Source organism: Mesorhizobium sp. C277A (assembly GCF_040324395.1).
Lineage (GTDB): Bacteria > Pseudomonadota > Alphaproteobacteria > Rhizobiales > Rhizobiaceae > Mesorhizobium.
In genome coordinates, this window is sequence record NZ_JAMYVW010000004.1 from 60,528 (window position 1) to 82,851 (window position 22,324).

Genomic DNA, 22,324 nt, shown 5'->3' on the forward strand with positions numbered 1-22,324 from the left:
TCCATCCCCTTAGCTCGAAAGCTTATCGCGACTGTGGGGCGACAGCCGCCGGGTGAAGGCTTCCGTCAGTGCGGGCAGGAAGCGGATCGCGTCGGTGACGATTCCGAGGTGAGCGAAATCGAAAATCGGCGCGTTCGGGTCGGTGTTGATGGCCACGATGAGATCCGCCCCCTCCACGCCAACCCGATGCTGGACGGCGCCGGAAATCCCGGCCGCTATGTAAAGCTTCGGCCGGATCGTCTTGCCAGTTTGGCCGATCTGCCGATCAGCTGGCATCCAGCTCTTCTGGACCAACGGACGCGAACAGCCGTGCTCGGCGCCGATTGCTCGTGCGAGGTTCTTCACAAGCTGCAGGTTCTCCGCCGCGCCAAGACCAAGGCCTCCCGCAACCACGACGTCGGCATAGGCAAGGTTTGCCTTCGCCGACTGATTGTCCGGCAGGAAGCCGAGGACTTTGGTAGCGATCTCGTCCTCGGCAAGCGAAAGCTTGTGCCGGATGACACGCCCGACCGGTTTATCCGTCCGCTGCGGCATGGGCATGACCCTCGGCCGCACGGTCGCCATCTGCGGGCGGAAATTGAGCGTATAGATCGTGCACAACAAGGAACCGCCGAAAGTCGGACGCGTGGCGGCGAGCGAACTGTCGGTATCCACATCGAGTTCGGTGCAGTCGGCCGTGAGCCCCGTCTGCAAGGTCGTCGCCACGGAGCCGGCAAGATCCCTGCCCAGTGTGGTGGCACCGAGAAGAAGGATTTCGGGTTTGTGGGTATCGACCAGATCCGTCAGCGCCTTGGTGAAAGGTTCATTCCGATAGTCGGCGAGCAGGGGCGCCTCGGCGATGTAGACAAGGTCAGCGCCATACGCGAATGCTTCGGCAACGGCGTTCCCGACGGCCTCTCCCGGCGGTCCAAGCACGACGCCTGCAAGCTGGACCTGAAGCTTGTCTGCTAAGTTGCGGCCTTCGCCGAGCAGTTCGAATGATACCGGATGGACCTCGCCACGTTCGAGCTCGATGAAAACCCAAACGTGCCGATAGTCCTTGAAATGGGCGGGCAATTCCTTCTTTATGCCGGCGCGGCCGGCGGCAGGGCGAGGGGTTTCTCCGTTCGCGGTCGACATCGTTTTGCTCCTTGCCGTCACGCGCCGCCGTTAAAGGCGAGCTCATGTTCCAGCGCCGGCTGGCGGGTGAAGATTGCGGTGATGAGTTCGTCAGCGACATCGCGCAAGGCCTTCTCGGCGGTGTCGATTTGTGCCGCCTTTTCAGCTCGAGCAGGAGGGGCGAAAACACGTTTGACGACCGTCGGTGAACCGCGCAGGCCGCATTTGGTGAGATCCTCAATGCCGGCGTCGGCCGCGCTCCATTTCAAGACCTGGCTGCGCGCGGCGCACAAGGCGTCCTGGATCGAGCCCCGGCGGATCTCGTTTGTGCCTTCCAGCATGGTGATGAGGCAAGGGAGCCTGCTCTTCAGCATCTGTGTGCCGCCTTCGGAACGGCGCTCGACCTTGATCTCGCCTGCAGCAAGGTCGACAGAAGGGATCTTCGCGACATAGGTCAGTTGCAGGAGTCCGAGGCGCTTGGCGATGCCGGGCCCGACCTGGGCGGTGTCGCCATCGATCGTCTGCTTGCCGGTGAAGACGAGGTCTGGCGTGCCGAACGTCTCGCCAATCTTCGCGATTGCCTGGGAAAGGGCGAACGAGGTTGCCAGCGTGTCAGAGCCGGCAAAATAGCGGTCGGTCAAGAGCACCGCTCGGTCGGCGCCGTAACCGAGCGCCTTGCGCAGCGCGTCCTCTGCCATGGGCGGACCCATGGTGAGCACAGTGACTTCGCCGCCATGTGCGTCGCGCAGTCTGAGCGCTTCTTCGAGGGCGAACAGGTCGTAAGGGTTGATGATGGTCGGAACACCCTGGCGCATGATCGTGTTCGTGACCGGATGGACCCTTATCTGTGCCGAGTCCGGCACCTGCTTGATGCAGATTACGATGTGCATTGGCGGTTTCTCTAGGCTCCTGTCCGGGTCCGGCATTGCGGTTATCTCCTTTGTCCGCATTATTCGTGCCAAGTCTCTTGCGCTCCCCCCTTCCCTACAACTTCGGCTGGTTGCTTCTGACGGCGCTGTGGTGATGACCGCATTTGGCGGCTGCTCGACATTGTCGCGTCGCACCCTTGTCGCCGATCATTCCCGTCCGAACCGCTTCAGTACCGAGTCGAACGGAACAAAGGTGTGACCCGGCGCGGCAGGTTTGTTCGGATCGTGGTCCTTGAGCACCTTGAAAATCCGATGCGTGAGCGGCGAGGAAATCGCAAAGTCCTCGTAAGCTCGTTCGAGCGTCGCGCGCACCCTCGCGGCAATCACCTGGCCGGGCAGACCGGAGAAATCTTCTTCGGCGAGGTATTGGCCCACACGCTTCATGATATGGAGCCGCGAGACATTCAGTACCTTCGGGTCATAGGCGACGCCTAGGACTGAGAAGAATTCCTCTGCAGCCGACAAGCGCTTCAGTCGTGCGAGGATGTCGGTGACATCCATGGGGCGGCTGTCAGCGGAACAATTCATTGCATTCTTCCTGGTCGCAAAACTGTGGCCTCTGTGCGCTCGCGCACGGCTGACTTGGACCCGCACAGCTCGATGAGGGATGCCTCGCTGCACATTCCATCGTAGAGCTCGACCAGTCGAGTTGCAGTGACGGTCGATTTGGTCTCGGCCGCCTCGCGTCGGACGCGGGCCACCATCGCGGCTGCCAGATCCGGGTCGAGATCGCGACCGCTTTCGCTCAGCACATGGGCAATCGCAGTGGCGCCGGAATGCTTGCCGATGACGATCCGCCGGCAGCGGCCCACGAGAGTCGGATCGAGCCCCTGATAAGTACGCGAGTCCTTCAGCACCCCTGCGACGTGAATGCCGGATTCGTGGGTGAATACATCGGCGCCGACGACCGGCTTAGTGGCTGCGGTCTGCCGGCGGGCGGCCCAAGCCACCTGGGCGGCGAGGCCGGGCAATGCGGTCAGCTCAATGCCGGTGTCTGCGCCGTCGAAGACTGCCATTGCGGCGGCCACCTCCTCCAGCGCGGCATTGCCCGCACGCTCGCCGAGCCCCAGGACGGTGACGGAGGCATGGCGCGCGCCTGCGCGGATCGCCGCCAGCGTGTTGGCGCCAGCAAGTCCGAGATCGTTGTGCGCATGAAATTCAAGGTCGATTGGAGACTGCACCACGAGCTGGGCGACAAGTTCGAAGGTCGAAAACGGGTCGAGAACACCGACTGTGTCGGCCAGCCTCACGCGGCTTGCGCCGGCGCGTGCGGCCGTCTCGATGACGCGGGCGAGATGATCCCGATTGGCCCGCGAGGCATCGTCGCAGCCCACCGCGACGAAGAAGCCGGCATCGGCGGCGCGCCTGACCATATGATCGATGACCTGGAGCGCTCCCGCCTTGTCGAGGCCGAGCTTGGCGGCAAGTTGGATGTCCGACGCAGGCAGCGACAAATTGACCGCTTGGACGCCGCTCTCGATCGCTGCATCGAGATCCAACGACGTCATCCGGCACCAGGCCATGAGCCGAACCGGAAGACGCCGCGCTACCACGGCGCGAATTGTTTCCATCTCGTCGACGCCCATGACCGGCGTGCCGATCTCGATCTCTGTCACGCCAGCCGCCGCAAGAGACTCAGCGATCTCCAGCTTTTCCGTCGTGGTGAAGGCGACGCCCGGCGCCTGCTCGCCATCGCGCAAGGTCGTATCGTTGAGGGAGACATGACCGGTCATGACAGGCAGCCTGTTCTTCTGCGGCTCACGCATAGACCGGACTACCCGGCCCAGAACCGGAAAAGCTGCGCAGCTTCCCCACGATTCCCGGCATGACCTCGAGCACCCGGTCGATGTCCTCTTCGCTGTTGTCCCGCGCCAAGGAGAAGCGGACTGCCGCGTGTGGCGTTTTCATCGCGCTTAGGACATGGCTTGGTTCCAGAGAGCCGGAGGTGCAGGCCGAGCCAGAGGAACACGCGATGCCAATGCGGCTGAGGAGAAGTGGAATTCCATCACTTTCGACATGTTCGAAGGAGATGTTTGCGGTGTTGGGCAACCGTTGCAAGGGATCACCAGTGACACAGGTGCTTGGGATGCGCTGGAGGATCCCGCCCTCCAGGCGATCGCGGAGCGACTTTACCCGTGTGGTCTCGTCGTCCATGAATTTCAAGGCGAGTTCGGCCGCCGTGCCGAGCCCGGCTATGCCGGGCGTATTCTCGGTTCCAGCACGCCGGTTGTGCTCTTGGTGACCCCCCTTGATCAGCGAATGGAAATCGACGCCACGTTTTACGAAAAGCGCACCGATCCCTTTCGGCCCGTGCAGCTTGTGGCCGGAGAGCGACAGCATGTCGATTGCGGTCGACTTCAGGTCCATCGGAAGCTTGCCGACCGCCTGCACAGCATCGGTATGGAATAGGGCGCCCACTTCCTTGGCCAACTCGGAAAGCCTTGCCACGGGGAAGATCACACCAGTCTCGTTGTTCGCCCACATTATTGACACGATTGCAACCTGTGGGGTGAGGGCGGCCATATAGGCGTCGAGATCGAGCCGACCACGGCAATCCACCGGGATCCTGTGCACCTTGAGGCGGCGGGTCTTCTCAAGATGCGCGCAGAGCGTCAGCACGGCGGGATGCTCGACCGCGGACGTCACGATCTCGGTTCGGTTGGGCGCCGCCTCGAGCGCTGAAAGAAGCGCTGCATTGTCGCTTTCTGTCCCACCCGAGGTGAAAGTGATCTCATCCTCGAACTCCGCGCCGATCAGAGCTTGCAACTGCCTCCGCGCCTTTCTCACCGCCGCACTGACTGAGGCGCCAAGAGCGTGTGCCGACGAAGGGTTGCCGAATTGATCCCTAAAGAACGGCAACATCGCTTGCACGACCTCAGGATCGACCCGTGTGGTTGCGTTGTTGTCGAGGTAGACAGGCTTCATAGGTGCGATCCTCAGTTAAACAGAATGACGCGAGCGCTAGACCGACTCGTTGAGCCTCTGGCGCATGCCGTTGATGATCATTTGAACTGGCAGCGCGCGCAGGCGCCCGGAGTGTTTGACGTAAACCGGATCTCCGTCGATATGGACATGTTCGCAGTGGCCGTAGGTCAGCCCGCAGGTAAGGACGCCCGAACGCGATAACGCTACCGATGAGCCGAATTTGGCGCAGCGGCGCGATTTGTCCGCAAGCAGCTCGGGTGCCACCAGGAACCGAGCTGCTTCGGGAGGCGACGTTCTTTGAATCCTACTGGGAGCGAATGGCGGTCCCGAGATCGGCTTTGACCTTGTCTTGTTTTTTAGGACGGGGACATCTGTTGTGCCGGCCATATAAGTCTCCTCTGCCGCAAAATCACTCTGTCGGCCGCACAGGCGCTTCGGGCGTTTAACTGAAGGACTTGCCGCAGCCGCACTTTTCGCGCGCATTGGGGTTATCGAAGACAAAACCGGAAGATTGGAGCCCGGTGAGGAAGTCGACGGTCATGCCGGCTACATGGGGTTGGGAGCCCGCGTCCACGAACAGCTTGACCCCATCTGTGTCAGTGATCGCGTCGCCCTCGCGCGACACGCTCTCCAGGCCCATTAAGTATTTGAAGCCTGCGCAGCCGCCGGCCTCGACCATAATGCGAAAGCCGTCCGCCGGCTCGCTGGCACGGCAAAGAGCAGTCTTGAAGGCGGCAACAGCGTTGTCGGTGAGCGTAATCATGGCTCCATTCTCCTCAGTCCGCGACCTGCTTGCCCATCACGTTGCATGCACCGTGCCAAAGCCAAAAAACGTTTCAACACAGCGCGGCATCTCTCGCACTGGTAACTCTTGATTGCTGATAAGGTGTCGGCCAACCGACACGTGCTGTCGGGTTTGTCGGGACCGGCACGAGGGATGTTGGCCTGAGTTCTTGGGTGAACTCACATCACCAAGGACAGAACTTCTTCTGAGCTTGCCTCGGCGCAATTGGCACGGTTTTTGAAGCTCCGTTTGGCGAGACGGCAAGAGCATGCCGATCCACAACCATGCCGTGGGTGCCATCGCGATGGATGGGGCGAAGCAAGGGAGTAACATGTCAGGACCGTGGTCAGATACGCGTTGTTGGCAAAGCAGCGCCGCTCGTGGCATCCGAATGCCCGCTTGGCCGATTGCGACAACATCCATACTGGCTCACCACCGCCCAGTAGCCGCCGACCGGCTCGATGGGATGCCATCGGCATGTGGCTGCTCGCCGGTTTTCGCATCGGTGCGACGCCGTGCGCACGCTGTCCAGCGACACCTTGTTCATGGGCCAGCAGCAGATCAGGATCGAGCATTTCGGCGCGCCTTATCGGCTGAAGATTCCCGGGCAGGGCAGATGATCCTCACACGTCGTAGAAACAGGGGTAAGCATGGACCAACGCGAGAAACCGTCGCCCGACGAAATCCGGCGGGCGTGCAAAGACAATCCGAAGATCCGGGAGCATGATCTCGCCGCTCGATTGGGCATTTCGGAAGCCGAGTTGGTCGCGGCGCATTGTGGTCACGGCGCGGTGCGCATCGAGCCGCGCGTCGATGATCTGCTGACCGGCCTCGAAGCGGTCGGCGAGGTGATGGCGGTCACCAGCAACGAAAGTGCCGTGCACCAAAAGATTGGCGTCTACGGCAAAGTGGTCACCGGCAACCAGCATGCCATACTGCTCGGCGACGAGATCGACCTGCGCATCTTCCCGAAAGCGTGGGCGTATGGCTTCGCCGTCGAGAAGCGCGAGGGGGCCGAGATCCGCCGCAACCTGCAATTCTTTGATGCCACCGGCGAGGCGATGCACAAAGCTCATCTCACGCCCGCCTCGAACCTGCAGGCCTATCAGGATCTGACGGCAGAGCTTGTATCCCCCGACCAGGAGCCGATCATATCGCTCGAGGCGAGCGGCGCGCGCGATAACGCAGTGAGTCCAGACCACGCCACCACGGTCGACGACCTACGCGAGCACTGGGGCCGGCTAAGCGACGTGCATCAGTTCTACCATATGTTGAAGACACTGAAGCTCAGCCGCTGCCAGGCGATGCGTATGGCCGACGAGGATGACGCCTGGCTACTCGACAATGATGCCATTGGCGCCCTGTTCCAACAGGCGGCCGAAGACGAGATGCCGATCATGTGCTTTGTCGGCAATCGTGGTTGCATTCAGATCCATTCCGGCCCGATCAGGTCGGTCAAGCAGATCGGGCCGCGGATCAATGTGCTCGAAGAGACCTTCCATCTGCATCTTAGGACCCATCGCATCCGCGAGGTCTGGGCCGTGCGCAAGCCGACGAGGGATGGTCACGTTACGTCCATTGAAGCCTATGGCGCGGACGGCAAGATGATCATCCAGTTCTTCGGCACGCGCAAGGAAGGCGAACGCGAGGGCAGCGACTGGCGGTTTCTGGCCGAGAGTCTGCCACGCGTTCCCGGTCCGACCTCCAGGGGTGTGTTGACTGCCGACAGGTCCTCGGATTGAATTGGCCGCGATAGGACTCAGCACCACGTTCCGACAGCGGCTCGCGAGCAAATCTAGGTCCATGAGCGGAAAGGATGCCGTCGTAGCGCATGCGCATGGTCAGGTGATGCACGCCGGAATGGACCGCATCTATACAGTCAAGCTGGTCGCCCGTCGGCACCGGTGCGCACGAGTGCATCGCCGTCTGCCGGAAAAGCCTTGCAGCGCCTGCGAGCGATAAAACGCATACGCCATCAGCGCCGAACCGAAGCGCGGCTTGACCTTTTTGATATTTCCGATCGTCTCGCGCAAGCGCCGTCGGGTCTTCTCGGACCGCACCCGATCCTTGCGCTGGATCGCGTCATTGCTCAATCCGGGCCGTGCGAGCGATCTACTCGCTCGTCGACCGGCAGGCTGTGCAGCAACAGCCAAGCCGAACAGCCCGATGTCGCGGGCTCGACAAAACCGACCACGGATGTCGGTTGTCGGACGTTGTCATAAGAATGATGGACAGGTGATCATCAGCGGCAGACCCAGCGCAGGCTGGCATTGCTTGGTGCACCGCCATGGCTACCCTATCCGGCACGCGACTTGCTTCGACAATTTGATCAGCAGGGCAGAGGTGATTGACCAGTCTCTCAACCCTAACGGGGAAGCGGCCGTTTTGCTTCATGACCGGAGCGCGGCGGAGATGCCCCTCTGATCGACTTCGCAACCCATCTCGTCCGCGCTGGTGCAGGTGGGCTGTATCAGGCGACAGAATCTAGAAGGCGCCCGACAAGAGACGTGCCCATGCTGGAAATCGACTTTATGAACAGCGGTGCAATCTCAATTGAGCCATGAACGCCAATGTAGAGAAAACAAAATGGCGACCAACCCCGTTCCAGATCATGTCCCGCCCGAAATGGTGAGGGACTTCAGCCTGTTTACATCGCCAGGGATGCCACCAACACCCAACGGGGATCCACACGCAGCTGTCGCTTGCGTACATGACGGGCCTCCGATCTTTTACTCCCGCTACAACACGCAAGATGGCCGGGGTACCTGGGTCATCACCCGTGCCGCGGACCAGCGGAAGGTGCTGCAGGACGCAGAGACTTTTTCCAGCCATCGCAGCATCTTCTCCTCCATACTGGGTGAGAACTGGCCGACGATCCCGCTTGAGCTCGATCCACCGGCCCATGGCGTCTTTCGCTCACTGCTTAATCCGCTGCTTTCGCCAAAGCGGGTGTTGGCTTTGGAACCGGCTGTCCGCGAACGGGCGGTCGAGCTGATCGAAAGGATCGCCGCGTCGCGCACAAGCTGCGACGTGATGAAGGATTTTGCCTTTCCTTTCGCGGTGAGCACCTTTCTTCGCTTTCTGGGGTTGCCTGATGACCGACTCGATACATTCGTCGGCTGGGGGAAAGATCTGCTCCACGGCGACGATAAGGAACGACCTGTGGCTGCCCGGACGATCGTGGCATTCATCGACGAACTTGCAGCCATGCGCCGCGATGAGGCGGTTGACGATTTCATGACCTTTATAGTGCAGGCACAGGTCGAGGGCCGCCGGCTGACTGACACCCAAGTCCGCGGCATCGGCGTGCTTGTCTTCGTCGCTGGGCTCGACACGGTCGCAGCAGCTATAGGCTTTGACTTGGCGTACCTCGCACGCAACCTCAAAGATCAGCAATTGCTGCGGAGCGAACCGGACCGCATCCCGCTCGCAACCGAAGAATTGCTGCGGGCCTATCCGCCCATTCAGTTGATCCGCGTGGCCACGAAAGATATCGACTTCGAAGGCGCGCCGATCCGGAAGGGGGACTATGTTTCCTGCGCCACGATGATTGCCAATCGTGACCCGGCGGAATTCGAATGCCCCAACACGATTGATTTGGAGCGGGAGGACAACCGCCACGCAGCGTTTGGCTATGGTCCCCACCGTTGCCTTGGCTCACACCTTGCCCGGCGCGAGATTGTCATTGGCCTGGAGGAGTGGCTGGCGCGCATCCCGGCTTTCAGGATCAAGCAGGGTACGGCGCCGATAACTTCTGGCGGCCATGTGTTCGGGATCGAAAATTTGATCCTGGACTGGTCTTAGGCCCGCCCCGAGCCCAGGCACAGACAATGGAGGCAGCGCCATGCGCATCATCGTCCAAAAGGCCAAATGCCAGGGCCACGCGCGATGCGCGGCGCAAGCGCCGGACATCTTTAAACTCGATAATGACGGTTACATCCTGCCTGGTGACATTGAAGTTGCGGAAGGGGAGGAACTGCCTGCATCACGAGGCGCGCGATCCTGTCCTGAACGTGCGCTGGAACTCACTCGCTGACGCTCTGGATGAGACGGCATTCAACCGTGAGTCTGGCGGCTTGAACCATGTGGCCGCACTCAGCACGCGACCTCTGTCCCGCACGGTTCACGTCCAACTCTGCGGGGCAAATTCCGGCGCCAGTGTTCCCCGTGAGGCGCAAACGGCAGGGCCGGGGTTCGCGAACCTCTTCGAATCACAGAATTTGCGCCAGAGCCGATGGACCAGACGAGAATTGCCGAACTACTCGACGCGAGGCGACCCGGAGTGCCGTACCGAAGAACTGCCCGACCCATGTTGCGGCAGGCCGGGTCTCTGCATGATTTGATAGGGCGAAACCAGGAGAACGCGCCATATTTGCCCAACATTATGCCCGGCTCAGCACCGGCCAATGGCCGCAGCTGGAGAGAAGGTTCGACCAGCATGTGCTTGCCTGTGTGCTTTCACGTGCGCTCGAGGAGATCGAGGCCGGCGAGGCGACGGCGACGGAGGCAACCGGACTTTCGCGCGCCGAGTTGCGCGATGTCCTGTCCCGCTGTTTCCCTGCTTTTCCTATCAACGCGTTTGCCTTGGAAGAGGGGAGCGAGCCTGAGCCGGATCTGGAAGAAGAACTTCTGCGCGGACTGCTGCTGGCGCATGCCCGGCCCGACGACAAGGCAAGCGCCCGCTTCGCCAAGATCATCGCCCGGCGTGCCATGCGCAATGACCACCTCTGGCAAGACCTTGGCCTTTTTAGTCGAAGCGACCTCGGCCGCCTGCTCGCCTCGCATTTTCCGACGCTGGCGGCCGGCAACACCCAAAACATGAAATGGAAAAAATACTTTTACCGAAAGCTCTGCGAGGCCGAAGGCTTTTCGCTGTGCAGCTCCCCCAGTTGCCGGGACTGCAATGATTTCGAAAGCTGCTTCGGCCCGGAGGAAGGCGAAAGCCGCCTCACACGGATCAAGAACGGCGTCGCCTCGGATTGAGAGCCGCTTTCATCAATGGTACAGCGCCAGCGCTCGCGCCGCGCCAATCTCTTGTCGATGGCGGACGCCTTCGAGGATTGAATGCTTTGCCTGCTGTCCGATTGCTCGCGATGCTCGCTTCGGCGGGCGCTGTCATCATGGCCGTGCAGGACCCGACCCGCACCATCGCCGCCGAGCAACTGCTGTTCTCCGGGTCGTTGCTCCTCGCCTGCCTGGCGGTTGCGGCGGTTCACCCCGTCATTGTTCGCGCTGGTGCACAGTTTCGCCTCGATCACCCATTGGGGCGGCCGGATTGTCTCCGGCGTCGCCATCAATTTCGTTGCTGCCGGCTCCGCCATAATTCTCGGCCAGGTTCGGCAGGGCGCGCGGTGGGGTCCCTGGAAAATTTTCGAATTTTCTGGATCCCGCCCTCAACCCGAATTGCGTGTGCTTGTTGGACAAATTAGGTTACTGGATTCGGACTTAGGATAGGTTCAGGAGGTTTCGAATTTCTAACGCTCGCGACTTCGCAGGTCGTTCACGTCAGCACGAAGGCGTTTGACTCTACGTGTCGTGCTGGCAGCTATGCGCCCTACACTGAATACTTGGCAGGCTATTTCCAGGTCTTACAAGCGGACGGCAAAAGAAACGCCAGCGAGCCCTGCGCCAGGCGCGTTCTACACCCACGTGATGCCGCCGCACCTGTTTCGGCCCCAGCACGGAGACGCTCGGATCTATCGAACAGTAAGGCGCTTGAAGACGCAGGCTCCTCAGCGGGCATGCGGCGCAGGAAGATGCCGGTGCATCGCAGAGCCATGCCGAAGACAAGCAAGCGCCCCACCCTGTAGAGAGATCGAAACGGTTAGATTAGAGCAGATGTAACTGGGCTTCCCGAGCGGGCTTAGAGCGGACGCAGTAGAATTCCTCAAGGCGGCCTATAAACTCACTCTGCCCCCCATAGCTAGGGTGACGAACCGCAGTTGCCTCAAGGCCGAGCTCCGCCAAAGCTGCTTGGGCATCGCGTCCAATGGCAACAAGATGTTTCGGCCGTAAGGTGTCGATCAGCGCTTCCAAAATGGGCTTGCACGCCAGTCGCTCGCTACGGGTATGACACCGATTTGTCATCGGCTCATTGGGGCCATGCGGATGAAACGGAAAGACGTTCCAGAGAAAGATCGGTTGTTCGATTGAACGCAGCATCTGCCACACAACGGTAGCGGTGCGTTCGGCCACGGGGGGCCTTTGGTCGCTCTCATAAGTGGTTCGGTACCGAGAAGTTCTGCGTGCCAATCAAGATGCGCTTCGTCAGTTAATGCCAGGCCCGTTCGGCGGCCACCCCGATAGCCAAGATCTCGAGCAATCCAGAAGGACTGAACCCCCCTCTCGATTGCTGCATTTAAGACGGCTTGCAGGTTTCGACGGCGGACGGCTGGCGCATCTTTGGCGTCACACTCTGGGCACGCGTCGGCGTAGGGATTGAACGCGTTGGCAAAATGGTAGGACGCGAGTTCTTCGACAAAGTCAGCTGGTTTCATGGCGCAAGCTCCTCCACCATCATATCACGTTTGTCTAGATCAAGGATGAGGCGCCCACGTCGATACTGGCGCAAAAAGCGATAGGCGGCGTTTCCTTTCAGGATCGCTTCTTCCCAAAGCCAGAGCGGGCACTGCTCCGCTTCAAAACCTTGGACGAAACTCCTCACGGTCTTCAGCAGGTTGAAATCAACCTCATCGCGTCCCTCGAAGAACTGATGTTCCTTGGCTCTCGCGAAAACGTAGGCCGCAACACCTTCTTCGAGAATAATCGCGCGGGCACCGTCCTCGCCGTCATCGACTTTGGTCTTGCTCTTTCGTTTGAGCTTCAATAGAGCCCGAGTTACCGGCGACCAACCGAGGACGGCTGCATAGGCATAGTGAAAAGCGTCGTGAAAGCGATAGAAGTCTTCCACGACACTATTATCGGTCAGGCGGTCCCCGATATTGACGCCGTTGCAACGCTGGTAGACGTATTGTTTGGAGCCAGAATTGCGCTCGAAAAGCTCAATCGCGAGCTTTCGAGGCAGCTGCTCCTCAGAGGGGAATTCCAGATCAAACAGCGGAGGCGGAATGCGGTCCGTCGGCCAGCGATCCTGCGCCTTCCGCAGATTGTGAACCGCCGCGTCTCCCAAGGTCACGCCTGCCTCGTTGGCCGCGTGCACCAAATTGCGGAAAATGATCTTAAGCTTTTGTGCAAAAGCGGTTGGGTCAAAGTATGATAGGGCTTCACCGTCGCTATTGGTAAGATTGCCTACCGAATTAGCCAATTTCAGAAGCGTTCGTGCGAATTCCGTCGTGGGCGCTGCAAGGTTGAGCGTCTGTTGCGGTTGCAGATTGACGAAGCGAAGCGCCTCGGTGGAGCCGGATTCGAATTCCTCTGCAATATCAGCTAGCCGGATATTGGCATGGGCTGCAATAACCGCGAGATACCAAAGCGCATCACCGAACTCCTCGATGACACCGCTTTCGTACGAGTCGTAGGCCTTGGAGTCTCGCTGCTTCTTTTTCACCTCGCTAAGGAGACTGCCGGTCTCACCAAACAGTCCGAGGATTGGCAGGCTCAAATTTCTGGATTTCAGGCCTGTTCGATCCGTCTTGACCGCTAAATCTTGATATTCGTTTAGTGATAGAGTTGATCCATCCATCGCGAATCCCCCGCCAGACCAGATTGCCAGATGATCGCAGCGTAAGGAATCACAGAGGCGGAACTTCGGCGGGCTGTTGCTTGTCGGTAACAGGCAGTTCGGGGCGGTACGCTCGGTTGATCAGAGAACCGCAGTTGCGCTGAAGGCGCCAAACGCTTCAGCGTCACCAATGCCCAGGCTCATCGACATACCCGCGCTCGGGCAACGTCTCCAGCCAACCCTCTATAGCGGCTCGCTGTCCGTCGGAAAATCGGCATTTGTGGTATGGCCCTTTTTTGATCAGAAAACGCACGTGCTCCGGGATGATTGGAGCCGATTTCCCGAAATAAGCGAAGTCGGCCGCAAGCATGACCTTTTCCGTCTTACCGGTATCGCGTTCCCTGTTTCTGACACTCAGACTGCCATCGTCTTCGCTATGGAAAGAGTCGATCTGCTGGAATGTGCCGTCGTTCCCGGTGTGGTAGATGTTGTCGCCATAGCGATGCATCATGTTGCCGTTCATGTTTGGCTTTTTGCGCGCGAAGCGCGGATCTGACCAATAGCCGTCGAAGGAGGTGACGTCCGATATTCGCATCCAGTAGACCAGGCGGTCACTAGCCTGCAGGTCCGTCGAGCCTGTTCCGATTATGAGGTCGCCTGCGCTCGCAAATTTGCGAATCATCGGCTTGCAATTTGCTAGCGTACATACGCCCCAGAAGGGGTTCGGCGCAAAGCCAAGGTCATGTTCGACGACGTAGGAGTAGATTCGGGTCACGGCTCAGCACTTATTGCGTTTGATGCTAGGTTTTGACCTTTGCTCCCCGCCTGGCTGTTCCCAGACATCCGTCTCGCCCTTAAGCGTCGGAGTCAAGACTTTGGAGTCGCTGTCAACTGTGGTGGCGTATTTTCCGATCGATTCGGGGACAACGCCTGGACCATCCTCGTCCGCGTGCAACCAAATTGCCACGACCCGAATGCCGGCGCCGGCAAACGCCATCGTCCGGGCATCAATGGTACCGCCGTCTTCTGGGGCGGCCGGAAGCCCGATGACGCCGATGTCAGTGTGCGGGTCGATCGAGGAAACAGCGTACGGAACATCGTATCGTGGATTGTATCCTGCCGCTTGCAGGATCGCCTCGATTTTTGCGCGGTCGTCGTTATTGAGGTGTTCGTTGAAAACGTAAGCGTCTGCCATTCACGATCCTCCTAAGGCTTTAAAGGCTATGCTCGCAATGACGCCGGATACCGCAGCAACCGCGACACCGCCAGCAAGTGTCAGTATACCGAGTGCGTAGGAAATGCGTCGCTCGATTTGATCCATCCTTTTGTTGATCGAGTTGAGCGATGCGGTCTCGGTCGGGAGTAACCCCATCAGAGTCGTGTCGATCCCGCGAAATCCGGGTTTTTTCCGGGCATATTGTTCCGTCGCGCCATCGAGACGCGCAAACCAGATCAGGAAGGCGTCTTGGTCGCACCGCACCGTCACTGTCTGCGGCCCCGCGTTGAAAATAGCGAACAGAAGCTTTCCCTTGTAGCCCGGATCGACGTGAAATCCGCTTACATTCACAAGACCGCTATTTTTAAGCGTACTCTTCATGTTGATGAAGCCGAGGATGTCGTGCGGGAGTGTTACGAACTCTCGCGTGGTCAAATAGGCGAACTGCCCAGGCGGTATCACGATAGGCGCCTTGTACTCTAAGCGTTCAACCAGGCCCGGCTTGCGGGTGTCTCGACCTTCGGGGCTGATGAAAGCCTCGTCACCGATCCGCAGAGTATAGGCCGCGCAATCGACCCGCTGCGGGTCGAATGGCGCAATCCAGCCGCCGCCATGTTCAGCGATGAGGTCACCCGATAGAAACATCTACGTCTCCTGTGCGTAAACCTGCCTGCGGGCAAGCTGTCGTCGACGATCGTCTACGAGAGCGTCGAGATCAAAGCCAGCCGCTTTCGCGCTGCACACGATCCACTCTGAAAGCGCGGCGTTTGCGGCAAGGGCGATCGCACGGAATTCCTCGAGATGATCAATCTTCTCGCATGCGTCGGCGAAACGACCAGCGTGGTCGGTAAAGTCGAGGTCTGAGATCGCGTCCCCGATCAATCCTCCTGTTCCTACGTCCGGCAACGCTTGGTTCAGGGCATTTGCAGCGCTCAGCGCAACTAGAAACGCGTCGACAAGTGTTTCCCTTCTGGTTTTGACTTCGGCATCACCCCGAGCAAACCGTCCCGAGTATTTCGCGAAATGCAAACCGTAATGCTTCAGCCGATCCAGGCGCGACATCGACAATATATCGAAATGATTGTGCAAATCGTGCTCATGCTGTGCTCGCTGTCGCGTCCGCATGGAAATGCGGGGTTCCTTCGGGCTTGCTTGTCGATTCTTATCTGTGATCGGCGCCATCGTTGAAGCCCGCCTCCGCCTGCTCAAGTTGCTCATATGCCAGGATGCCAGCCATCAGCATGGCCTGGATCGGCTCGATTTTCGCGGAGACCGCTTTAGTCACTTCGCCAGCGTCATTTTCAAAGCGCTTGGCAAGCCGACGAGCCTTTTCTTCTTCTCCCTCGATACATCCGATAACGATGCGTTGGCCGAGAAAGTCGACTTCGATCTGTCCGATACCCTCAAAGGCCGGGAGCTTTGCGTCGCTCATAGAATCAATCCTTTTTTATTGCAGCGCTCGCAGATTTCGTCCACGGGCGCAGATCTATCGAGCGCCAACCAGATGTTGCACACTGCTGCGGCTCAACGAGGCAGTCAGGGCAGTTGGATCGTCGCAAGCTGTTATCAGATCGAAAACCTCGCCACGTTGCAGGTCTGGATCGAGGCACGCATGCGTGGACTGGATTGTCAGCGTCCCAATGTCAAAACCCGTTTCGTTGGCGATGAACTGCAGCAGGCGGCCGAGGCCAATGAGATTACCAAGCGTGCGCTGGACGTAGTAGTGGTTGCGATAGACGGCCATCATGCTGAGCCGCCACATATGTCCCTCGCGCTCGGGCTTCAGCTCGATGAAGCTCAAGCATTGCCGGTTCATTTTCTTGCGCAGATCGCGAGCCGGATCGAAGAGTGCGATCTCTGTCACGTTGCCGAAGAACTTCGCTTCTCCGCTTCTCATCGCCCGGAGCGTATCGATATTCGCGGAAAGCTGATTGACGGTTCCCGCACCCTTGCCACTGCCGGTCGGCCAGGCGACCATTCGCTGAAAATAGCGACCCCACTCGCCCTGACGATGCATGCGGCGCTCGTAGATCTGCATGTAGCGCTTCGTCAGCGCATCGATGCCGTCGCCTCTATCAAGGGCGGCGGGGAAGATCGTATTTGCGACCGTGCTGACGCCGCACTTGTCATGATCGCGCAGGAACGCGTCGACCTGACACACAATCTCGCCCTCCCCCGGCGAAAATCCGGTCGGATCTTCGATATGAAGCATAAGCCCGTGTTGATCGCCGTCGGCCTTAAGCCGGAGGGCAGCTCTAATCCATGCGGAGACGGGAGTGGGTGCGGGCGTCATGGGATTATACATAGTCGGATGCTCCATCTTGGATGACGAAGGCGCCGGCAAAGCGGCGGGTGAGGTAGGTTTCGGAGAACCAGGCGTAGCCTGCCCATCCCCATCCCAGTCCCCAGGAGTTGCGGACCAGAAAATGCGATACGCCATTAACGTAGCCGTGTCCGGCTAGCACGACCGCATGCGCCAGTGCAGGATCGATCGGAATATGATCCTCCGCCATCAGCGCCTCCGGTCCGATGAACCGTGCCGCCCGGTAAAACGCGGGCGAAATGAACAATGCGATGACGACAGGTGAGCCCGAATCGATCTCAGAGCGCCAGAGATCAGCATCGCTGCTGCGTTGGCCGGTATCGCAGCGGACGACGACTGGGCGTTGGCCGGGCGGCTGATAGGGATTGGGGCAAACGTCGCGATCTTGGTAAGGCCAGAACACCTCATCCGGTTGACCGTCATTCAAGATCGCCACACAGGTCGCTTCAACCGTCGAACCTTGGTCCGGCTGCAACCCGTCACGTCGGGTTGCGTGGTAATAGAGCCATTCAGGAGACAACTGGCTTGGGTGCTTATGCGCCGCACGGTGGGTCGCACTCGCCGCGAAAGACAGGCAGGTTGGGCGGCGGCCTTGATCGCGGGCCGGCTCAAGCCTCTTTCTCAGATCAGCGACGACATTCAACATCAGCGCGCACCGCCCGCGTGTTTGAACGAGGGGCGAAACAGTCCTGCATCGTGCGAATAGACAGGCCTGTAGTCGAACGACCAGCGTTTGGGATCGTCCGCCGGCGCCCACTGCCGACGCTCCCACAAAGTATAGACACCGTGCACGGTCGCGTCGGAAGCACGCGCGAGTACATGTCGGATCGTCGGAGCCCCGACGACCCCTTCGGCAACCTGTTCGCGACCATCTTTGAGTATCGCGAAACCAGCCATTTCCAGTTCGTCGAAATTCCAGACGTAACCGGCGTTACTGTCTTCTCGCAGCTTGACCACGAACAAGTCGTCCCGGCCGGCTTCGATCACCGTACCCTCGTCGCGCTCTGTCAGGTGCCACACATCGATGTTTTGCGTGGACCCAATTGGATAGTCGGGCACGAGTGCACGCTTGATCGTCGCTGGTTGCGCTTTAACAAGCTGCTTCCGGATTCCGTTCGCAATAACCCTGTTGCGCACTAGCGCGTAGAGTGTCGCGCGATAGCTTGCGCCAACGCGCAATGCCATTTGGTAAACGATGTCAGCATTCTGAAGATGCTGCGGCGTCCAATGGTGACGCTGCATGAGTGCCGTAATCAGCCAGTCAGGCACGAGGAAGTATGATGCGAAAGCATCGGCTTCTTGCTCGGCGGGTGGAAGATTGATGTAGTCTCGAGCGTGATCCGGCGACCGGCGCAGAATGCTATCATCGTCCGCATGGGGATCATGGTTCAGCACGTGGTGTCCAAGCTCGTGTGCCGCGGTGAAGCGCTGTTGGCCGAGCGGACGACGCGTCGTCAGAATGATCCCTGGATTGCCCCCCTCGCGCAGATAAGCCCCCAACAGCGGTTCAAGCTTGCGGAAAAGCAAGGGGACATTCTGTCTGTAAATCGAGCCGAATACGTCCACGCGATGCCCTCGCGCGGCGCCTTGATCAAGGCCGAGGTCGCGCTGCAGGCGAAGCGCTGCCCGCATGCCCTTCAGGACTGCGTCGCGCGTGGGCGCCTTAGCCATTCTTGGTCACCTTCGAACGGGAGCGCAGGAATTCCGCAAAGCTTGCCAGCTCACCTCTGTCGTTCTCTGATAGATCGCTCACGGTGCGCGCCAGGAATGCGACGTCTTCGGGCACGCGCTGCTCGGATTCGCCGGTAAACCAGGACGTGGGTCGCTCGTAGAGAGCGGCTAGACTTTTTATTTCAAGGGCGCCGACACCCCTCTTGCCTGCCTCCATTTCCGAAATTGCCGAGCGCCGGACGTTCAGATGGTTCGCCGCTTCTTCTTGTGTAATGCCCACATATTCACGCGCGTCCTTGAGGCGCTTGCCGAGCTGAACGGCCTCGGGGTTTGGACCGGCAAATCCAACAGGGGTCCGTGCCATATTACACCTCCTCGCTTTCATGCTGGCTCACTCTCCACGCTTCACGACATGTCTCCATGACGGCCACTACGCAGTGTTCGACACTACGGAAGCCACCAGCTGGCATTACGTCGTCCGGAAGATTGAGTGCGAACTCTTCCTCGATACGCAAAACAACCCGGACCATCACTAGCGAGTCAACCGCGGGCTCCCATGCCGCGCGTGGAGCAGGACGGTCATTGATAGCCGTACTGATTTCATTTCGGATTGCATCTTCAAACGCTCTATCAGGGAACATGATGATACCTCGCATGTCCATTTATCCGACTCAAATCTAGCACATGTCTGAAAAACAGACAACATGGCGTGAAGCCGACGAACAAAGCCGGACAACCGGCAGCAGAGTTGGTGGAACCAAGGCCGGGGACCAAGGGGAACGTGGAACAGCAACGCATGCACCGGACACAGAGTCGGGCTCGCATGTCCCAGTCGTTGGACCGCGTACGCAGCCGCAGGGCTGAGGAAGAAGGAACGGTTCACCGCGCTCTACCACCATATCAATGTAGACACGCTTCGAACGGCGTTCTACGCCCTCAGGCGCAAGGATAAAGAAACTGTTGCGTGTGGCCCTGCACTGGTCGAGGAAGAAGAAGCCGTCGTCACCAATCAGGTTGAGCTTACGGCAGAGGTCGAGCAGCTCGGCGTCCTTGAGGTCGAGGAGCGTGTCCTCGTCGAAGGACTTGTCGTCGAGGATCTGAGGGACGACGTTGATGCCGAACCGTCGAACCTTGACGCGCAGTTCCACCACGGCCGCGTTCCAAACATAGTTGATGGCTGCGTCGCACAGACCGGTGGCGACGGCGACACACATTTTGACGATCCGGTCATCGCGCACGTGCGGCGGGATCTCTTGATCAGGCGTGGGAGCTGGGACCAAGCATGGGCGATCTGGTCGTCCTCGGCGAGCACATTGCGGCGGACTCCCAACGCGGCGGTAAGTTGGGCTAGCATGGGCGAGGAGAGAGGGGTCACGTCGGGCAGTGTGACGGCGGGCAGATCGGTCTTTGGCTTAACTGGGACGTTGCTCATACCTACTCCCTGCATCGAGGAGACCATCTCGCCCCATCGTTAGTCTTTAGCCGAAACAGAGTGAGGTCAGCCGGCGCGTGCGGCCTTTGTGCGATTAAGTCCACCTGCCGCTCTTTTAACGCTACGCATGGAGACCGCTTTGGGAGCCACGACGTCGCCGAGCCGCTCCACCGAGGGGCGCGCGCGAGGGATGGCGAACGACGAGTTCGAGTTGCTCCCGATCGCCTCGACTAGCTTTTAAGGGTAGACAAGTACATGTCGGCTTGTTTCTCGATCTTCGAGACCGAAGGCTGCTTGATCTTGAGGACCGAAGCGATTTCGGCCTGGGCCTTTCCAGCGGCACGCCGCAACTCGCCGAGACTCTCGACTTCTCCCCTTAACTCTTCGAAACGCGCGTCGACCCGCTCCCAACGATCCTCGGGCAGCGCAGCGATTAGGTCGTCAAGCTTGCGTCCCATCACTTCTTCCCCTTCTTCGCCGCCGCCAAACGGTCGAGATGCCCTTGATAGCGCTTGTCCACCTTGGCGAACAGACTTTTATCGAAGCGCTTCTCACTCACGCCCGACTTATTGCCGGCGACGAGCAGGATGGCCTTCCGCTTCCGGTCGAATGCGAACGCAACCCGCCAGACACCATCATCAGCGTCGAAGCTAGGCTATGCGGTCCGCTAGTCCCCTCATCGGCCGAAACAAAGTACGCGCGGTCGACGATAAGCCGGCCGCCGTTGACACGACGGGCAATTCGCGACCTGTCTGCGCTATCGAGTGGCATCGTCACCGGCGTTCTGACGGGCGTAGCCGGCGTGTAGCTGTCGCTTGCCCAGAATGCCGGCTTGTCGTGAAGGATATGACCGCCAGCAAGCGTTTCATCGCGCCGGCAGCGCTCACCGTCGCCAAATGGAAACCGGTGCCGGCGAGGTTCGCTTGTCTGGCGGTGTCGGTCGCCATGGCCCGGAGGTGAAGCCGGCGAAGCGCTTCCGCGGGTCCATGCAAGCAGAGGATCGCGCCGCGCCGTGCATGCGATTGGACCTCTCGTCCCGCTGCGCTGCTGAGATCTCTCCTGCCAGGCGGTCTAGGTTTCGCGCTTCGGGCCGAGCAGGAATACTATGAGGGCAGCGACGAACGTGGCAACAGCACTGTAGGCAATGGCGCTGGCGATCCCCGCATTCTCCACCAATAGCCCGCCCAAAATCGCGCCGGCTGCGATTGCCACTTGGAATGCTACGACCATCAGCACACCGGCGCTTTCGGCCTGCTCGGGAACGGCCCGCCGCACCATCCACGTCTGTAATCCCACCGGCACCGCGCCGAAGGCAAAGCCCCACGCGCCAACCGCAATCCCCGAGGCGAAGGCCGATGCTCCCGCCGTCAGTAGCGAAACAGCCGCTATCCCTATGAGCAGCGGTGCAAGGGCCGCGACTGCCTTGAGACTGTACTCGGCCAGAAGCCCGCCGGCCAAATTGCCGAAGAATCCGCCGATGCCAAAAGCAAGCAACACAAGCGAGATCGTCTCGACGTCAAGCGCGGGAATCTTTTCGAGGAAGGCGCGGATATAGGTGATTCCGGCGAAGTGGCCGGAAGCGACCAGCAGGATGACAAAGAGCACAACCTTGACCATCGGAATCTTTGCCACGTCCAGCAGGCTGCGGACGCTAGTCACTCCAATCGGAGGCAGTCTCGGAATGGTTATGAGCTGCACGAGCAGTGTAGCGGCGGCGCCGGCTGCGGCGAGCATGAAGGCGCTTCGCCATCCCCAGATATCGCCGACATAAGCACCGATTGGAGCTGCGCAGACGGTAGCTACGGAAACGCCGGTGAGGATGATCGACATAGCGCGCGGCAGGAGGTGGCTTGGAACGAGCCGCATCGCCAGTGCTGCCGACATCGACCAGAAGCCTCCGAGCGCTATGCCGAGCACGACGCGTGCAGTCAGGAGAACCGCCAGCGACCACGCGCCGGCCGCCAGAACGTCCGACAGGATCAGCAGCAGCGTCATGGTCCACATGACGGTCCTGCGGTCCAGGCGCTTTGTGATGATGGCCACCGTCGGCGCCGAGATCGCCCCGACGATAGCTGTCGCCGTCATCGCCTGTCCAGCCGCTCCCTCGCTGATACCGAGATCGTGCGCGAGGGGCGTGAGCAGGCTGACAGGCAGAAACTCTGCCGTGACCAGCCCGAAGGTGCCCAAGGAAAGCGAAATGACCGCACCCCATGCGGGACCAGACGGTGCGACGGGCTTTTCTGGGTCGTGCAGAACAGCGTTCATGACGCCTGCTGCGGATTGGGTCATGGACGAAGTCTCCACTTTGATGCAATGCAACGTGAT

The 22,324-nt window shown here is 59.8% G+C and carries 26 protein-coding genes and 3 pseudogenes; 7 read left to right on the forward strand and 22 right to left on the reverse strand.

Translation table 11 applies throughout. The features are described 5' to 3' along the window. Nucleotides 1-9 precede the first annotated feature (9 nt). The 7 genes from NKK52_RS29895 to NKK52_RS29925 form a co-directional block, all read right to left on the reverse strand. On the reverse strand, nucleotides 10-1,119 hold the full coding sequence (locus tag NKK52_RS29895) for an electron transfer flavoprotein subunit alpha/FixB family protein (RefSeq protein WP_023685019.1): 1,110 nt from the start codon (nucleotides 1,117-1,119) through the stop codon (nucleotides 10-12). 17 nt (nucleotides 1,120-1,136) lie between these two features. Next, nucleotides 1,137-1,988, reverse strand: coding sequence for an electron transfer flavoprotein subunit beta/FixA family protein (locus NKK52_RS29900; protein WP_023685018.1), 852 nt, complete (start codon nucleotides 1,986-1,988; stop codon nucleotides 1,137-1,139). 186 nt (nucleotides 1,989-2,174) lie between these two features. Further along, a complete protein-coding gene (gene nifW / locus NKK52_RS29905; protein WP_031204291.1) occupies nucleotides 2,175-2,555 on the reverse strand; it encodes a nitrogenase stabilizing/protective protein NifW in 381 nt (126 codons plus the stop codon). Then, on the reverse strand, nucleotides 2,552-3,760 hold the full coding sequence (gene nifV, locus NKK52_RS29910) for a homocitrate synthase (RefSeq protein WP_033000479.1): 1,209 nt from the start codon (nucleotides 3,758-3,760) through the stop codon (nucleotides 2,552-2,554). The genes nifW and nifV overlap by 4 nt, the downstream gene beginning before the upstream one ends. Before the next feature lie 25 nt (nucleotides 3,761-3,785). Then, nucleotides 3,786-4,952: a cysteine desulfurase NifS gene (gene nifS / locus NKK52_RS29915; protein ID WP_023685015.1), complete on the reverse strand. Its 1,167-nt coding sequence runs from the start codon at nucleotides 4,950-4,952 to the stop codon at nucleotides 3,786-3,788. Nucleotides 4,953-4,988: 36 nt separating this feature from the next. Next, a complete protein-coding gene (locus tag NKK52_RS29920) occupies nucleotides 4,989-5,339 on the reverse strand; it encodes a hypothetical protein (protein ID WP_155921674.1) in 351 nt (116 codons plus the stop codon). A gap of 55 nt (nucleotides 5,340-5,394) precedes the next feature. Further along, nucleotides 5,395-5,715, reverse strand: coding sequence for a HesB/IscA family protein (locus NKK52_RS29925; RefSeq protein ID WP_023685013.1), 321 nt, complete (start codon nucleotides 5,713-5,715; stop codon nucleotides 5,395-5,397). Between the two features lie 536 nt (nucleotides 5,716-6,251). Between NKK52_RS29925 and hemP the strand changes: the two genes are divergently transcribed. From hemP to NKK52_RS29955, 6 genes and pseudogenes are all read left to right on the forward strand, one after another. Beyond that, nucleotides 6,252-6,356 (forward strand): hemin uptake protein HemP, encoded by a 105-nt coding sequence (gene hemP, locus NKK52_RS29930; RefSeq protein WP_023685012.1) that lies wholly within the window; start codon nucleotides 6,252-6,254, stop codon nucleotides 6,354-6,356. A 30-nt stretch (nucleotides 6,357-6,386) separates the two neighbouring features. Then, a complete protein-coding gene (locus NKK52_RS29935; protein ID WP_023685011.1) occupies nucleotides 6,387-7,478 on the forward strand; it encodes a hemin-degrading factor in 1,092 nt (363 codons plus the stop codon). 844 nt (nucleotides 7,479-8,322) lie between these two features. Then, nucleotides 8,323-9,540, forward strand: coding sequence for a cytochrome P450 (locus NKK52_RS29940; protein ID WP_023727121.1), 1,218 nt, complete (start codon nucleotides 8,323-8,325; stop codon nucleotides 9,538-9,540). A 40-nt stretch (nucleotides 9,541-9,580) separates the two neighbouring features. After that, the gene (locus tag NKK52_RS29945) at nucleotides 9,581-9,772 is read left to right on the forward strand and encodes a ferredoxin (protein ID WP_081725572.1); all 192 of its coding nucleotides are present in this window, start codon (nucleotides 9,581-9,583) and stop codon (nucleotides 9,770-9,772) included. A 332-nt stretch (nucleotides 9,773-10,104) separates the two neighbouring features. Further along, entirely contained in the window at nucleotides 10,105-10,719 is a 615-nt protein-coding gene (locus tag NKK52_RS29950; protein ID WP_023727122.1) for a nitrogen fixation protein NifQ, read from the forward strand. A gap of 243 nt (nucleotides 10,720-10,962) precedes the next feature. Next, nucleotides 10,963-11,088, forward strand: a pseudogene (locus tag NKK52_RS29955) (ABC transporter permease); the annotation flags it as partial. 477 nt (nucleotides 11,089-11,565) lie between these two features. Here NKK52_RS29955 and NKK52_RS29960 read toward each other — a convergent pair. The 14 genes and pseudogenes from NKK52_RS29960 to NKK52_RS30025 all read right to left on the reverse strand — a co-directional run. After that, a complete protein-coding gene (locus tag NKK52_RS29960; RefSeq protein ID WP_352630750.1) occupies nucleotides 11,566-11,931 on the reverse strand; it encodes a uracil-DNA glycosylase in 366 nt (121 codons plus the stop codon). 298 nt (nucleotides 11,932-12,229) lie between these two features. Further along, nucleotides 12,230-13,378 (reverse strand): nucleoside triphosphate pyrophosphohydrolase family protein, encoded by a 1,149-nt coding sequence (locus NKK52_RS29965; protein ID WP_023685008.1) that lies wholly within the window; start codon nucleotides 13,376-13,378, stop codon nucleotides 12,230-12,232. Nucleotides 13,379-13,541: 163 nt separating this feature from the next. After that, entirely contained in the window at nucleotides 13,542-14,132 is a 591-nt protein-coding gene (locus NKK52_RS29970) for an Nmad2 family putative nucleotide modification protein (protein ID WP_031204287.1), read from the reverse strand. Nucleotides 14,133-14,135: 3 nt separating this feature from the next. After that, a complete protein-coding gene (locus tag NKK52_RS29975; RefSeq protein ID WP_023685006.1) occupies nucleotides 14,136-14,552 on the reverse strand; it encodes a hypothetical protein in 417 nt (138 codons plus the stop codon). Beyond that, a complete protein-coding gene (locus tag NKK52_RS29980; RefSeq protein ID WP_023685005.1) occupies nucleotides 14,553-15,218 on the reverse strand; it encodes a dCTP deaminase in 666 nt (221 codons plus the stop codon). After that, nucleotides 15,219-15,755: a hypothetical protein gene (locus NKK52_RS29985; protein ID WP_031204285.1), complete on the reverse strand. Its 537-nt coding sequence runs from the start codon at nucleotides 15,753-15,755 to the stop codon at nucleotides 15,219-15,221. Further along, nucleotides 15,736-16,005 (reverse strand): cell division protein ZapA, encoded by a 270-nt coding sequence (locus NKK52_RS29990; RefSeq protein ID WP_023685003.1) that lies wholly within the window; start codon nucleotides 16,003-16,005, stop codon nucleotides 15,736-15,738. The genes NKK52_RS29985 and NKK52_RS29990 overlap by 20 nt, the downstream gene beginning before the upstream one ends. A gap of 54 nt (nucleotides 16,006-16,059) precedes the next feature. After that, nucleotides 16,060-16,878: a hypothetical protein gene (locus tag NKK52_RS29995; protein WP_050592010.1), complete on the reverse strand. Its 819-nt coding sequence runs from the start codon at nucleotides 16,876-16,878 to the stop codon at nucleotides 16,060-16,062. Then, nucleotides 16,871-17,542: a C1 family peptidase gene (locus NKK52_RS30000; RefSeq protein WP_031204282.1), complete on the reverse strand. Its 672-nt coding sequence runs from the start codon at nucleotides 17,540-17,542 to the stop codon at nucleotides 16,871-16,873. Before NKK52_RS30000 ends, NKK52_RS29995 begins: the two co-directional genes overlap by 8 nt. Beyond that, entirely contained in the window at nucleotides 17,542-18,567 is a 1,026-nt protein-coding gene (locus NKK52_RS30005) for an ImmA/IrrE family metallo-endopeptidase (protein WP_023685000.1), read from the reverse strand. Before NKK52_RS30005 ends, NKK52_RS30000 begins: the two co-directional genes overlap by 1 nt. After that, nucleotides 18,560-18,931 (reverse strand): helix-turn-helix domain-containing protein, encoded by a 372-nt coding sequence (locus tag NKK52_RS30010; RefSeq protein ID WP_031204280.1) that lies wholly within the window; start codon nucleotides 18,929-18,931, stop codon nucleotides 18,560-18,562. Before NKK52_RS30010 ends, NKK52_RS30005 begins: the two co-directional genes overlap by 8 nt. Nucleotides 18,932-19,244: 313 nt before the next feature. After that, the gene (locus tag NKK52_RS30015; RefSeq protein ID WP_031204278.1) at nucleotides 19,245-19,805 is read right to left on the reverse strand and encodes a hypothetical protein; all 561 of its coding nucleotides are present in this window, start codon (nucleotides 19,803-19,805) and stop codon (nucleotides 19,245-19,247) included. Nucleotides 19,806-20,229: 424 nt separating this feature from the next. Beyond that, nucleotides 20,230-20,457: a hypothetical protein gene (locus NKK52_RS30020; protein WP_023684995.1), complete on the reverse strand. Its 228-nt coding sequence runs from the start codon at nucleotides 20,455-20,457 to the stop codon at nucleotides 20,230-20,232. Continuing rightward, nucleotides 20,457-20,633 (reverse strand): annotated as a pseudogene (locus NKK52_RS30025) (type II toxin-antitoxin system RelE/ParE family toxin); the annotation flags it as partial. The pseudogene NKK52_RS30025 and the gene NKK52_RS30020, both read right to left, overlap by 1 nt. 56 nt (nucleotides 20,634-20,689) lie before the next feature. Between NKK52_RS30025 and NKK52_RS30030 the strand changes: the two are divergent. Then, nucleotides 20,690-20,929, forward strand: a pseudogene (locus tag NKK52_RS30030) (ABC transporter permease); the annotation flags it as partial. Nucleotides 20,930-21,070: 141 nt separating this feature from the next. Here the strand turns inward: NKK52_RS30030 and NKK52_RS30035 are convergent. Beyond that, a complete protein-coding gene (locus NKK52_RS30035) occupies nucleotides 21,071-22,288 on the reverse strand; it encodes an MFS transporter (protein WP_352630761.1) in 1,218 nt (405 codons plus the stop codon). Between the last annotated feature and the right edge of the window lie 36 nt (nucleotides 22,289-22,324).